At 37.8% G+C, this 15,613-nt stretch carries 8 protein-coding genes; 5 read left to right on the top strand and 3 right to left on the bottom strand.

Features of this window, described 5'->3' with window-relative positions; translation table 11 throughout:
- Positions 1-81 precede the first annotated feature (81 nt).
- Positions 82-2,724, bottom strand: a complete 2,643-nt coding sequence (locus tag LVD51_RS00165; protein ID WP_236969138.1) for a DUF7133 domain-containing protein — start codon at positions 2,722-2,724, stop codon at positions 82-84.
- A 133-nt stretch (positions 2,725-2,857) separates the two neighbouring features.
- Complete coding sequence (locus tag LVD51_RS00160; RefSeq protein WP_236969137.1) at positions 2,858-3,565, bottom strand: class I SAM-dependent methyltransferase; 708 nt, start codon at positions 3,563-3,565, stop codon at positions 2,858-2,860.
- 533 nt (positions 3,566-4,098) lie between these two features.
- Here LVD51_RS00160 and LVD51_RS00155 point away from each other — a divergent pair.
- Positions 4,099-5,061, top strand: a complete 963-nt coding sequence (locus LVD51_RS00155) for a metallophosphoesterase family protein (protein WP_236969136.1) — start codon at positions 4,099-4,101, stop codon at positions 5,059-5,061.
- Positions 5,062-6,744: 1,683 nt separating this feature from the next.
- On the opposite strand, the gene LVD51_RS00150 is transcribed toward LVD51_RS00155, so the two are convergent.
- Positions 6,745-8,499, bottom strand: coding sequence for an arylsulfatase (locus LVD51_RS00150; RefSeq protein ID WP_236969135.1), 1,755 nt, complete (start codon positions 8,497-8,499; stop codon positions 6,745-6,747).
- Positions 8,500-8,734: 235 nt separating this feature from the next.
- On the opposite strand from LVD51_RS00150, the gene LVD51_RS00145 reads away from it, so the two are divergent.
- From LVD51_RS00145 to LVD51_RS00130, 4 genes are all read left to right on the top strand, one after another.
- Positions 8,735-9,940 (top strand): PHP domain-containing protein, encoded by a 1,206-nt coding sequence (locus LVD51_RS00145; protein WP_236969134.1) that lies wholly within the window; start codon positions 8,735-8,737, stop codon positions 9,938-9,940.
- Between the two features lie 62 nt (positions 9,941-10,002).
- Positions 10,003-11,334 (top strand): Gfo/Idh/MocA family protein, encoded by a 1,332-nt coding sequence (locus LVD51_RS00140; RefSeq protein WP_236969133.1) that lies wholly within the window; start codon positions 10,003-10,005, stop codon positions 11,332-11,334.
- Positions 11,335-11,551: 217 nt separating this feature from the next.
- Positions 11,552-13,384 carry a glutamine--fructose-6-phosphate transaminase (isomerizing) gene (gene glmS / locus LVD51_RS00135; RefSeq protein WP_236969132.1) on the top strand — a complete coding sequence of 611 codons (1,833 nt, stop codon included), beginning with the start codon at positions 11,552-11,554 and terminating at the stop codon, positions 13,382-13,384.
- Positions 13,385-13,392: 8 nt separating this feature from the next.
- Positions 13,393-15,579, top strand: a complete 2,187-nt coding sequence (locus tag LVD51_RS00130) for a DUF4954 family protein (protein WP_236969131.1) — start codon at positions 13,393-13,395, stop codon at positions 15,577-15,579.
- Positions 15,580-15,613: the final 34 nt, after the last annotated feature.

The raw sequence follows: 15,613 nt of genomic DNA, 5'->3' as shown, positions 1-15,613 counted from the left end.
TCAGACAAAATATTAAAAGAAGGGTCGATTTGTTCACAAATCGACCCTTCTTTTAATATGCTATTATTCAGTATGCTATAATTACTTTTGTTGAGATAAAAAAGCAACCAGAGAAGCGAATTCTTCATAACTCAATGCATTGGCCAAACCAGCAGGCATCATGGAAGATTCCATTTCTTTTCGTTGAGTGATATCTGCAGTCTTAATAGTAGTGGCTTGACCTACAATATTTCTAATGACCAATTCATCCGCCGATTCTTCAGTGACAAAACCGACATAGGAATCCCCATTTTTGGTGGAAATTTGAACGGTTGAAAAACCTTGAGATATAGATGCATTGGGTTTGATAATGGATTCAGCAATTTGCTGTCGATTCATAATTGAACCAATTTGACCCATAAAAGGTCCTTTCATTATTTCACCTTTATCAATGGCATGACAGGTAGGACATCCTTGCTTAGCAAAAAGTAGTTTACCCTGTTCAGCATCTCCTTTGAGTTTTTGTAGAGCCAACATAATGTCTTCAATAGATGCTTTACCAATTTGTCCTTTTTTATTTTTAAGTTTTTCAAGGTCAACGGCAGGTGCATCTTCTTTGGGTTGGTTGATTTCAATAATTCCAAAATCATCAATTCCCAATCTGTATTTAGTATTTAATTCGGTGTAGAAATCTTTATCTCCATCAGATTTCCAAGAGTTGACTAAAAATTCTCTAATTAAGGGACTTTCTTCCCACTCCATGGTCTTGTAGTATGGACCATGGGTATCCGGTCGAGTACTCCACCACCAAGAAGCATCATAGGGCTGCTCTTTGAAATATAGTCTAGCCAGAGTGTTTACAATCTTATGCTTGTCGATAATGTCGGCATCATCATAGGATTGAATTAATGCTTCTATTATTTTTTTATCGTGGATATACCGCATTGCCCATAATGCCAAATCTCGATTGTCAGTTTTCAATGATTGAATTATGGGATCAATCGCCCCTATTTTTACCAATGACTGAACGGCTAAATGAGCGGGGATCAGACTGGCATTGGGATTGGCGTGTTTACCTTCTGTACCTATGGCAGGAGCCACAAAACTTTGGTCTAATTCTGTATTTAACAATGGATTTGCAGCCTCGGGATTTCCAATTCTTCCCAGACCGATAATAGCAGCTAAACGACTGTGTATAGATTCGTCATTGAGGGCCGATAAAAATGGTTGAGGATCTAGGTCTTTGGCCCAATCCAATCGATCGGTCAATGTTCTGATAACATGTGGTTTTAATTCATTGTCTGCCAATAAAGTAGATATTTTTTCTTGACCATCTTTTCCCATTATTTGGCTATACGTATACAGAGCAGCAACGCGAATGGCTAAATCAGTGTTAGCGTTTTTTACTATTTTCCATATCGATGAGGTTGTTTTTTCCTTAGGGCGATTCAATAATTCGTATTGAGCGTACTGCCTTGTCTTAGCATTATTGGACTGGAGGTATTGAATCAGTTTTCTAACAGAGCTAGAACCCAAGTCAGGTAAGGTTTCATATTCCATAGATTTAGGGATGACTCTCACTACATAACCCTTGTTGGGACTTCCAGAATATCCGGCTCCATCCCAGGCAGACAAGTACATGGCTCCAGATCCATCTATGTCAACATCGGTAATTTGGGGCAGGGTGATAAATGGTTTTTCGGTTTGGGTAAAACTGCCTTGGTCTGGACTCACAGAATGTATATACAGTTGGTTTCGCCCCCAATCAGCCATTAGAGGTTGATGATTATAAGCAGCTGGCCATCTATCATCGTCGAGATAAAGCGCGCCAGTACCAGATCCTCCTCCAACATCAATTAAGGCAGGAATAATTTCTTCAGTAAAATGTTTAAATAGCATAGGATAGCCGTATTCTCCACTTTGGATTTGATGGGCAAAACGCACATTCCATCCGCCGCCATCATTGGTATTTCCCCGAGTAAATATGTTCATCAGCGGATCTATGGCTACATCGTAAATATTTCGGAGGCCATGGGTATATACTTCCATTTCAGTACCATCAGGTCGGACTCTGACTATACCTCCGCCTAACATGGTAAGCTGTTTACCAGATTTATCTGTCGCGTTGTAAAATCCAAAATCGCCTACAGCTATATATATCCATCCATCTATTCCCAATTGGATGCCATTGGTGGCATGATCGGTTCCTCGCTGTTGCAAATAAGCCGGATTGCTTAAGTCGCGAATCAATTCATCAGCTGGTCCATCAGCTATTCCATCTCGATTTAGATCTTCAAATACAATAAGATCCATATTTTCTGCTTTTTCAGTCTCTTTTGAGAATCGAGTATGTAAGACAAATACTTGGTCGCCGATGGCGATTATACCCCTAGGATTGTCCACTTGAGCAAAGGCAGTGTATTGGTCAATGATTCCGTCATGATTGCAATCGATAATTTTGACGATAGAACCCTGGTTCATTTCTTTACCCAATGAACCCATTTTGTCTACCCCTACAAATACTTCCCCAGTGGGTGAGACCGCTAAACAGGCCGGGCTAGGGGTAATATCTGAACCGGCAAAGACGGCTATATCTAAATCTTCTGGCCAGTTTAGTTTTTCTCGCAATGAGTCGGTTTTCGGAAATGATGACACATAATCTCCTCCATCACAGGGGGGACTTTCATTGTCACAAGCATAGAAAGCCATTATTGCAAAAAACAGAAAATTCCTTAATAAACTCATATATCCTTTTTTATTATTGTGATAATGAGATCAAAAATAAGATGAATATTTAAAAAATTGATATTAAATATTGTGTATGGCTATATTGTAGCCAATTATAAATGGGTGTTGTATTCATTTATCTATTCAAGTTTTATTTTATAGCTACGTAAGCGCCAAAACAAAGATTCTTGTGGAGGATATCTATGGTTGAAAAACCAGCATTGTACAGTGTTTTCATTTGAAAGTTGAGTGATCGTGGACTATCTTCTTTATCGATATAGGCCAAAACATCATCTTTGTAGGATTCTCCTCCCAAGTCGATTAAATATTCACCATATTGATTCCAAATAAATTGGCTAACCATACTGGATTCATGTTCTATTAAATCCACGACGAATAAACACCCTCCTGGCTTAAGGGCCTTGTATATTTTAGTAAATACGGTCTGCCAATCACCATCAGATCTAAGATGGTGCAATACGGCTCCAGCCAAAACGATGTCTAATTGAGAATCACCATAATGATATTGAAGAATGTCTTGTTGCTGAATGTTTACTTGACCATGGGTAATATTTTCCACCCTTTCCTTGGCTTTGTCCAACATGGCTTGACTGAGATCGACAAGGCTACAATTTAGATTGGGCAATTTTGATAACAATTTTACCGTATAGTTGCCAGCTCCACAACCTATGTCTAATACTTGATCGGCATTAGGGCAGAGGATTTGGGCTGCTGAAGTAATGAGTTCAAGAGTAAAAGGGGCATCGATGGTGGTCTTTTGTCCAGTATCGAGGTTGGAAAATCTTTCAACATCGTTGTCAAATCGCTGTCTTATTTCGTCGAGGCTAGATTTCTGCATAATTTAAGATTTTAGGAAAGATAAAATGCCTTGGACAAACAAAAAGACCTAATAACGAGTTAATTACGATTTTTAAATAGATAAATTTTTATCTATTATTTTGTATATTAACTAATTGTGATAATAAATTTTCCTTTCTTTTCAAATTTAAATACTAGTAATAAGAGGAATAATAATGAACAAAATTTACTATTTCGAATGATATTCCACAAGATAACAAGGTAATAAAATAGAATACAGTCAATATCCTCCCAAAGAGGTGGTCGATTCTCATAGATTGTTCTAATGCAATAGGATAGATTGGAAAATAAGTAAAAATTTAACTTTAGCGATGAAAAGGAAAATTGCCGTCAAAGGCAAAAATGCCAGTATTATAAATGCATTTTCTATTATATATAGATGGTTAAGTCTGAGAGAGAAGATTGATTTAATTATTTGGTAATGTATATTTTAAGGTAAAAATTTTAATATTAGCTGTTGTCATTCATAATCTTACATGGAATTTGTCCTAGTAGGCCGAAAAAATGAAAAAAATGGAAAGAAGAAGTTTTGTCAAATTTATGGTAGGCGGTATTGTAATGATACCTAACAGTAAATTATTAACTTCTGCCGATAAGCGTGAGGAATTGCGATTTGGAATTTGTACCGATGTTCACAAGGATATCATGCACGATGCCGATGAACGATTACAAGCTTTTATTGACGAGGCCAAAGAAAAGTCATTAGATTTTATAATTCAATTGGGTGACTTCTGTCGACCTTATGATTACAATCTGCCATTTTTATCGATTTGGAATCAATTTCCAGGTGATAAATACCATGTATTGGGCAATCACGATATGGATGGTGGATTTTCCAGAGAGGAAGTAATTCAGTATTGGAAGGCAAAAGGGAAGTATTATTCCTATGATGTTAAGGGCTATCATTTTGTGGTATTAGATGGAAATGATAAATCAGAAAAAGTACCCAATGGCTATGCCAGGTATTTGGGAAGGGAGCAATTGGAATGGCTAGAGAGAGATTTAGCTCAAAGTGATTTGCCCACTATTGTATTTTGTCATCAGGGATTGGACAATGACATGGGCGGGATATATAATGGGACGGAGGCGAGATTGGTTTTGGAAAATGCCAATCGACAATCCAGCTATAAGAAGGTTAGGTTGGTGTTTTCTGGCCACCATCATCAAAATTATCACAATGTGATCAACGACATTCATTATGTTCAGATCAATTCAATGTCATATCATTGGTTGGGAGGAGATTATTTACAGGTTAGGTATAGTGAGGAAGTAGATAAGAGTCATCCATGGATTAAGTATACGGTCCCATATCAGGATCCGATTTGGGCTTTAGTTGAGATATCATCAAAAGGTAAATTGACTATTATGGGTAGGGAGAGTAGTTTTGTGGGGCCAACACCGGAAGAAATGGGAGTAGATAAAAGCAGATATGGATATCCAATAGAGGCAAAGATTTCAGATCGAAAAATCAAATAGTAAATGGATGTTTTCGATTGATTATTTTGATTGACATTCGAAAGATGTATTTGATGTTGAGAAGGTTGGATGGATAAGGATGAACGAGCAAAGTGCGAAGCACCAGAGCCCGTAAATCGGGCTCTGGCGAGAACGACCGAATATAGTACAAAGTACCCAATCCATTAAATATGGATTGGATGAGGGAGCCGAGGTTACTGTACCTCGGGTGGGTTAGCCACTGCGCTGCGACGAGATTCCATGAAATTCCCTATCGACATACGGTGCAGTCACACCTCAGCACAGGTTTTTATCTGTAAGCGACCAAGCAACTACGTCTTTATGCAATAATCAATCGAGATGAACCTTTTGTAAAATGAACAGCTTAATTAATTAGGTTCTATCATAGAATACTCAGTCATACCCAGACATCTTTATAAATAAGTCCTGAAAGGACGTAGTCTAATAGCCGTGGGTGAAACCCACGGTATTGGCATCAAACAATGTTGATTTGGCGGACTTTTTGCTCTATAGGATTTCTTTGACAGATAATCATTGTTTTAATTCAATGATACTAGATATAATATGATTATTTCGGCAAAAAGTGTGACAAATCCATGAGCATAACCATTCATGGTATCATTCAATTCACGTCAAACTTTGATTTTAATAGAAAAATAATGTTTGCTGGGGATTCTCTCGGTAATTTAATATTAAAATATATTTCATGGCATTTCCACCCCCTACCCCCCGCCAGCGGGGGACATAAGAGATACTGGGAAAAAAATGTGACAAATCCAGAATCATCGTAATCTCCCTCCTTTCAAATTATTCAATCTGTTCATGTCCGTGATTTAAACTGAGGCATCGATGATTTCTGCCGACAGAAATGAATTCCTTCGTCCCTTCAGGACTTTTTCTAGGAAGGCATTCATTTCATAAGGTTTCACCCTATGCTATTAGACTACGTCCACTTCGACCAAGCTCAGTGCGCCGCTTTCAGTACTTCTTTATCAAGCTGGTTTGGCGTAATTACGCTTCAATTCGGCAGCGAAATACCCCTCCTAAGGAGAGGTATCTGACTTGTCAAACGGAAGGTTCAATTGAAAAAATTTAATTTTAATAATCCCTACAGAATTTACAAACCACCCCGTCAGTAAACTGACACCCCTCCATTGGAGGGGAATTCGACTATCGAATTACGTTGCAGTCATGCAAAAATCACAATATAAAAAGTCCTGAAAGGACGACATGTATCAGCATAGGGTGTTAACCCTATGAATTGATACTAGCATTGAAAATAAGTCCTGAAGGGAGGACATAATAAATTAAAGTAGAAACCTGATGAATTACAGGGCAGTCACGCCTCGACGTAGAGACGCAAGATCTTGCGTCTCTACGTCATTAAAATAAATTAACAAGATCATTCCTCTTTAATTCGCTGTCGATATACGGTGCAGTCACGCCGGAGCACAGTGGCTCCGGTTCCTTCATCCTTGGAAACCCACTCGATGCGCAGTGGCTCCGGTTAAATATCCTCGGCACAGTGGCCTCGGTTCCTTCATCCCCAGCCCTCCCGAAACGCGGAGGTTTCGGCTCCTTCATCAGATGGACATTTAGTCCATCTGGTAGACCTATTGGTCTACTTATTTCAGTCGTATTTAATCAATTGGGTTGCACATCGTGCAACTATATTCAGTCATTTTAAGAATCTAATCTTTCTATTTCTACGGTAAAAGGCAGGATTATGCGACCATCAGGACTCTTATAAAATGGGGTCAAATCAGTATCCATTTTGGGGAAGTCAATATCCATCCATTCAATGTAATTCCTGTCTTTTTTACTGTGCTTTTTAGTGTGAATAAAACTGTTGGCCTCCAATATCATTGAACCTCCCTCCTTGATCGGTTTCAAAAAAGTATATTTTATTTTATACCTACCGGCATTAGTGGAAACCCTCCATTGACCAAACGCCTCTTCTTGTCTCCAGATATTTCGTTGTCCACCTACATCGTTGCGATTTAATGTGACAGGATTTTCGTGTTCACTGCCTATGATTATTCGAGGTCCATCCAGTAAGTTGTCAGAAACCACCAATTCTTCGTAAATATTCGTCATATCTTCCTTTAGATCAGCTGCCTTTGAAGAATTGGAATGAATGATATTGTCTTTTTCATAGGGATCATTCTCAATATTATATAATTCAAACTCAGCCAATCTCGCATCATAGTCGGCATATGCTACCAATTTATATGGACCCTTTTGCAAGGCCATGTTTTGATATAGCTCGGGGTATTTTCTCGACCAATAAAAAAACAATGGACGTTCAGCCCAAGTATATTTAGCATCATTAATTAATGGCATAAGGGAACGACCATCAATGATGCGATCAGTAGGAAGTTGACCCCCACAAAGTTCTACTAATGTAGGAAGGACATCGATATGGGCTGTAGGAGCATCGATATCTCGATTGCCAGAAAATCCATCGGGGTAGCGCAGAAAGAAGGGTACTCTAACTCCACCATTGTAAACCGTAGTCTTTAAACCTTTCATACCAGCTACATATCGCATTTGTTGAGGACCATTGTCGGTCATAAATATCACTATGGTTTCACCCTCTATGTTCAATTCTTTTAATTTATCCAATACCCGTTTGACATTATCGTCAATGTTGGTCACCATTCCATAAACCTTGCGAGCGTCTTCCTTATCCTTTTCGGTCATTGGACGTCGGATTTGAACAGAATCTGGCCATCCAAGACTGACATCTACATCCTTGTACATCTGATAATATTTGTCTGGCACTTGTAGGGGAGTGTGAGGAGCGTTAAATGCCAAATAACAGAAGAAGGGCTTGTTTTTGTGTTCTTCGATAAAACTTATCGCTTGAGTAGTAAATATGTCTGAACAATACCCTTGGTATGACTTAGCTTTATTGTTGTCCCATAGTATGGGATCAAAATAGCTACTGTCTTTTCGATAATAGTTGGCATGGTCTCCGGGTTGGCCCATACCTCCTCCTTGGTGGATGACGGATTTTTGAAATCCTTGATCCGATGGCCTCATGGGATAATTGTCGCCCAAATGCCACTTCCCAAAAGCTCCTGTATGGTATCCGGCATCCCTTAGAATTTCAGCGATGGTTATCTCAGATGATGCCATCTGTGCTCCCCCATTGTTGGTGTCACGTACCCCTGTGCGAAGAGAATATCTTCCCGTAATTAAACTAGAGCGAGTAGGTGCACAAACTGGGGTAACATAAAATTGATTAAATCGTATGCTTTCTTTGGCCAATGCATCTAGATGAGGTGTCTTAATATAGGGATTGCCATTGATACCCAGATCTCCATACCCTTGATCATCGGTAAGGATGAGGATTACATTGGGTTGTTGTTGGCTGTAAATGGGCAGAACAAAGAAAGTATAAAGAAGGAGAGGTAATAGGAATTTAAAGTGCATGGTATCCGATAATTTAATATTATTTACTGCATAAGGTTGAGGACAAGTTACTGAAATACTGTAAAATTTTAATTTTTAAACAATTTATATTTAGTTCACGACTACAGATAAGAGAAGATGAAAATTTAATCCATTGTTAATCTCTTATATAATTGTAATACAAGGGATTTTTAATTAATTTAACAATTTATTCACAGAATTCATATCTAAACCTTTCACAATCAATTTTTATACTATGAGACTTATCATTTATATATCAGTACTGCCATTGTTGATATTACTAACTCAATGCCAAATGGAGGAAGAAGAATCTACTCAAAATTGGTATAAAGGAAATCTCCATGCACACTCATTATGGAGTGACGGTGATGATTTTCCTGAAATGATCATGGATTGGTATAAGAGAAATGATTATGAGTTCGCCGTGTTAAGCGATCACAATATATTGGCCGAAGTCGATAAATGGATTACCATTGGCGATAATAAAGGAAGACAGCAGGCTTATGAAAAATATAAAATGGCTTTTGATTCTACTTGGATTCAGACTAGGAGAGATAGCCTGGATCGCATCGAAGTTAAACTAAAGATGCTGTCTGAGTATAGAGGTTTATACGAAGAGGCAGATAGTTTTTTAATAATTAAAGCTGAGGAAATCACCGATTATCACGATGGCAAACACATCCATGTTAATGCGACCAATATTCAAGAGTTGATTCCCGCACAAGGTGGAGATAATGTGTCTGATATATTGCAAAATAATATTGATGCTGTAAATGAACAGCGAGAAAGACTGGGAGTCCCTATGATTCCCCATATTAATCACCCTAATTTTTACTGGTCTATTAATGCGGAGGATATTAAAAAATTGGACGGTGAAAGATTTTTTGAAGTATATAACGGTCATCCCGCGGTGTTTAACTTTGGTGATGAAACGCATCCAGGAATGGGTGAAATGTGGGATGATATCCAAACCGCTTATTTGACCAATGACAAACCAATGATGTATGGATTGGCTACTGATGACTCACATCGATATCATAATATGGAGGTTGGGCTGTCTAATCCCGGAAGAGGTTGGGTCAGGGTAGGAGCCGACAATTTGACGGCCAACGCTATTGTTGAGGCCTTGGAAAGGGGTGATTTTTATTCTAGCTCTGGGGTAGAATTGAAATCAATTAGTAATTCAAATGGAAAATTAGCTTTTACCATCGACCCTGAAGAAGGTGTAGAATATAAAATACAATTTATTGGTACTAAAAAATCAGATTTGGGACAGCCAGGTGTAGTTTTTGAGGAAGTTAGTGGAACTGAAGCTTCATACCATCTAAAACAAGATGATTTATATGTTCGGGCAGTGATTATATCCAATAAAATAAAAGAAAATCCATTTCAGGAAGGTGAAACGGAAATGGCATGGATACAACCGATAACTCATCCGTAAAATTTTGATATTCTATGGTATTTTAATAATATTGTTCAATTATAAATTAAAATACAATTTTTATGACGGATCAATCGAAAAAAATCTGGGGAAGGAGAAAGTTTATGCAATCGTCTCTATTAAGTGCGGGTGCATTGTATTTGCCTAATCAATTGGCTTCTTCACCCAATATTATCCAAAAGAGACAGAGCTCTGATGTTATTCGTTTGGGCTATATAGGATTGGGAAGACGTTGTATGAATTTATTGTATGGTTTTTTGCCTTTTGAAGGGGTAGAAGTGGTAGCTGGAGCCGATGTGTATGAAGTTAAGCGCCAACGTTTTAAACAAAGAGCAGATAAATACTACGAAGAACAGGGCAGTACACTCCGTGTTGATGTATATGAGGATTATCAAGATATATTGAGTAGGGATGACATAGATGCTGTAGTTATTGTTAGTCCAGATCATTGGCATGCCAAAATGGCCATTGATGCCTGTCGAGCCAAAAAGGATATTTACATTGAAAAACCTTTGACATTTACCATCTATGAAGGTCAACAATTGGTAAAAGCGGTTAGAGAGAATAAGATTATTCTAGCGGTAGGTTCACAACAACGATCATCCAGCAATTTTCAACATGCAGTAAAGATGGTTCAAAAGGGTATGATTGGCGATATTGAAAAAATTAATGCCTATGTAGGTGAAGGACCAAAACCATACAATTTGCCAAAACAACCAATTCCTCAGGGATTGAACTGGGATAAGTGGTTGGGGCCATTGGATACTGATATACATTTTAATGAAGAGCTCAATCCCCCTATTTCGCTCAATCCCAAAAAAGACGAAAAATTTTGGGGAGGATGGAGATGGTATAAAGAGACTGGAGGAGGTCTAACCACGGATTGGGGTGCACATATGTTTGATATTGGACAGTGGGGCTTGACCATGGATAGGGAAGGACCTGTAAAGATTATTCCCCCAGGTCATGAGGATTGTTCAGCCTTGACTTTTGAATATGCCAACGGTGTGCGTATGGAACAGTCGCCTTTTAATGAAAAACAAACCAAGGGTGTTAAGTTTACTGGAAAAGACGGATGGATTGAAGTAGCCCGCGGATATTATAAAGCATCTCATCCTGAATTGGATTTTGTGGAGGCGGAATCAACCAAAGGATTGCCATACAAAGAACAACAGCCACATTATTATGATTTTGTGCAGTCGGTTCAACGAAGAAAAGACCCATTTGTAACTGTGGAAATTGGTCATAATACCTGTACCACCTGTACCTTGGGAAATATAGCATATGAATTAAATCGTCCCTTGATCTGGAATGATAAGGAAGAGCGATTCGACAATGATTACGAAGCATCTACCTATTTGCATCGATCTTATAGACCGGGTTATTCCCTGTAAGCCTCTAGTTATATAGAACGTACACAGATTTTTTTAAATTATTTTAATATAAAACTGTGTACGTACACCCATGTGTGAATTATGCTTGTTATGCATAATTTTGTTTTTACATATATATAGCATTGACTTATAGTTAATCTATTTACAATAATATTTTTTGCAACTTTGTGTTTATTAGATTGTGTGTATCACACTAAACAACACAATTTGGACACATATGTGCGGAATATTTTGTTATATAGGAATGCAAGATGCCGTTGCCTTGGTAATGGACGGATTAAAAAAATTGGAATATAGAGGGTATGACAGTGCCGGAATAGCCATTAACAACAACGGTATTTTAATTCATAAACGCCAAGGTAAATTAGAAGCATTGTCTTCTTCTGTACCTCCCGCTTTTCGTGGTAGCAAGGTGGCTATAGGACATACCCGCTGGGCAACTCATGGATCACCAAATATTGTAAATGCCCATCCCCATGTCAGTGCAGATGGAAAAATAGCCATGGTTCACAATGGTATTATTGAAAATTATGAAACTTTTAGATCTTCATTTGGTGAAACTGATATCCAATGTGAAGGGGAAACAGATTCAGAAGTTTTGGTCAAATACATTGCCCTTCAATACCAAGAACCGTTTCAAAATCTGGAAGAAGTAGTCGCCAAAGTTCTCAGTGAAGTTCAGGGTTCTTATAGTTTGGTAATCATGGAAGAATCCAAGCCCCATAAAATTATTGCCGCACGACGAGGTAGTCCTTTAGTGGTCGGTAGATCTGATGATGGTTACTATTTGGCCTCTGATATATTACCGATTTTGCCTCATACTCGAAAAGTGGTTTATTTGGAAGATGGTGAAATTGTAGTCATTGAAAATAATCAATTACAGATTTTTGATTTTAGTTATCAACAAAAGCAAGCTGAATTCCAATACTTAAATATTGATTTGCACAGCGCCGATAAAACAGGTTATAAACATTACATGTTAAAAGAAATACATGAGCAACCCAAGGCATTGAGGCGGGGTCATGGTCAGCAAATGTCAAATGATAATTTATTGCCTGAATTACAACCTTTTATGGAAACAATATCTAAGGCAGGCAGAATAATTATTTTGGGTTGTGGTACTTCATGGCATGCGGGTTTGGTGGCAGAATATGTAATTGAAAAATTGTGTAGAGTGCCGGTTGAAGTTGAATATGCCTCTGAATTTAGATATCGCGATCCCGTTATATATGCCGATGATGTAATTGTCGCTTTGTCACAGAGCGGGGAAACTGCCGATACATTGGTGGCATTAGAAGAGGCCAAGAAACACGGTGCCTTATTGTATGGCGTAGTAAATGTGCCGACTTCGTCCATTGCTAGGTTGGTTGATGTTTATAGTAATATTTTTGCAGGGCCGGAGATAAGTGTGGCCAGTACTAAGGCTTTTATATGTCAGTTAAATGCCTTGTACCTTTTTGCTATAAAGTTGGGAAAGTATAATGGGAATTTGTCACCGGATTATTCTTTATCCGTACTTAAAGAATTGCGGCAAGTGCCAGATATCTTAAAAAATTATCTTTCATATATCGTTTATCGCATTAAGAACATAGCCATGATTTATAGTCATGTAAATCACACCTTGTTCCTCGGTCGTGGTTTACAGTTTCCCATAGCTTTAGAAGGAGCATTAAAACTAAAAGAAGTATCCTATATCCACGCTGAGGGTTATCCAGCAGCAGAAATGAAACACGGTCCTATCGCCCTTATTGAAAAAGGTTGGCCGGTTATTATTATTGCTTTAAAATCAGATCCACATTATAAAAAAGTATTAAGCAATATCGAAGAAATCAAGGCTAGAGGAGGATCGGTTATAGGTATTATTTCTGAAGGAGACGAATCCATCAAGGATAATGTAGAAAATTGGATAGAAATACCTCGTATATCGTTTCTATTGTCTCCCATGTTTACAGTCATTCCCATGCAGTTATTAGCCTATTACATAGGACTTCATAAAGGTTGTGATATAGATAAACCTAGGAATTTGGCAAAATCTGTTACAGTTGAATAAATCGAAATATGAATATTACAATAAAAAAACCCTTAACTGCTTTAGGTTATGGGTTTGTCCCTCATGGGGGTGATGCATCCCAGTCGCCTATTTATAAGGATGAATATTATTATAGAAAATCAGTAAATAAAGTCAGCTATAGATCTCTAACTGAAGATGAAATATCGTCTTTAATAAGTTGTGGAAATACAGCGGGTAATTGGGCTGATGTAATGGTTTCCAAAGAATTTTCTCCGCATTTAATACAGGACTGTCATTTTTATGGCCTGGTAAGAATTGGCAATTTAGCCCCGATGGCTTTGTCTCACAAAGATTTAGAATTACCAGTTGGACTCTATAATAGTACGATTGTCAGTTGTGATTTTGGCGATCACGTTAGCATTACCAATGTGCACTACATTTCTCATTACATTGTTGACAGTGAAGTGATATTGTTTAACATTGATGAAATGGTCACTACCTCTAATGCCAAATTTGGTAATGGGATGGTGAAAAAAGGAGAGGATAGCAAGCATAGGATAGTATTGGAATTGTGTAATGAGAAAGCAGGTCGAAGCGTCATACCGTTTGCGTCTATGTTGCCAGGAGATGCATATCTATGGACTAGGTATAGAGATGATGGTATATTTCAACAAGCATTACTTCGTATGACGGACAAGACTTTTGATATCTATCCAGGTCATTATGGGAGAGTGGGGAGTGGTACAGTAATCAAAAATTGTAAGATGATTAAGGACGCCAAAATAATGTCTTATGTCTATATCAAAGGGGTCAATAAGTTAAAAAATGTTACGGTAAAGTCATCTCAACAGGCTCCTACTCAGATTGGTGAAGGTTGTGAATTGGTCAATGGTATTATTGGTTATGGCTGTAAAATTTTCTATGGGGTAAAGGCGGTTCGCTTTATATTGTCTTCTCATTCTCAACTAAAATACGGAGCGCGATTGATCAACTCTTATTTGGGAAATAATTCTACGGTATCATGTTGTGAGGTGTTGAATTCACTAATTTTTCCAGGTCATGAACAGCACCACAACAATTCATTTTTATGTGCTGCTTTGGTAATGGGACAATCAAATATGGCTGCGGGAGCCACCATAGGTTCCAATCACAATTCCAGAGGTGCGGATGGAGAATTGATAGCTGGTAGAGGTTTTTGGCCTGGTCTCTGTGTAAGCTTAAAACACAATTCTTGCATTGCCTCCTTTGTTTTGTTGACCAAAGGCAATTATCCACATGAATTAAACATTAAATTGCCATTTACTTTGGTGGCCAATGACGAATCCAAGAATCGGTTGATTTTAATGCCGGCTTATTGGTTTATGCATAATTTTTATGCCCTGGCTCGAAACTGTTACAAAGCCTATGGAAGGGATGAGCGGCTGATTAAAAAACAAAGTCTAAATTTTGATTTTCTAGCGCCGGATACCGTTTATGAAATTGTGAACGGAATAGAGCTGTTAGAAAAATGTGTAGGGTCTATTTTTTGTGATCAATCAGCTTCAAATCAAGATCAACAAAAAGAAGGGAGAAGAATTCTTAATCATTTTCCAGAATTGACAAAGGAAATTGAGGTATTCAACAGTAAGTTTGAGAATGGAAAACGACCTGTGATTTTGCGTAAAGTAGGAAAAGCTTATGGAATTTATTTAAAATTACTGCGTTGGAATTTAGCTCAATCCATTTTGGAAAAGGATAGAAATACCTGGGAATATGAATGGAATAGATGTAAGGAACTTTCTAAGGAGGAGTTAGTTCTTCCAAAGTGGATGAACGTAGGCGGCCAATTGATACCTGAAGATTCTGTGTTTCGATTGAAAGAAAAAATAAAGACGGGGCTTATAGAAGAATGGACAGAAGTTCACGATTTCTATTTGAATGAAAGTAAATTTTACAATAAAAATAGATTAATCCAGGCAATTGTCGCTTATATGATTACCCATGATGAGGGAAGCAGCCCTCAAGTATTGACTAAAATATTGGAAGAGAGTAAAGATATTCACCGGTGGATGATGGAAGGAATAAAAGAATCTAGGCAAAAGGATTACGACAATCCATTTAAAAGAATGGTTTATGAATCTATGTCAGAGATGGAAACTGTAATAGGAGCCCTCGATCAGGACGGATTTATACAACAGAGCAGAGTAGATTACGAGTTGTATTGTAATAAAGTAGATGAATATTTAAACTCTTGATTATTAGGATTTATTAGAATTAGGGTGATTTTTG

Origin of the sequence: Membranihabitans marinus, from assembly GCF_021729155.1 — a bacterium.
Taxonomy (GTDB): domain Bacteria; phylum Bacteroidota; class Bacteroidia; order Chitinophagales; family Saprospiraceae; genus Membranihabitans; species Membranihabitans marinus.
The sequence above is the reverse complement of the archived record's forward strand: the minus strand, read 5'-3'. Positions and strand labels throughout refer to the sequence as shown.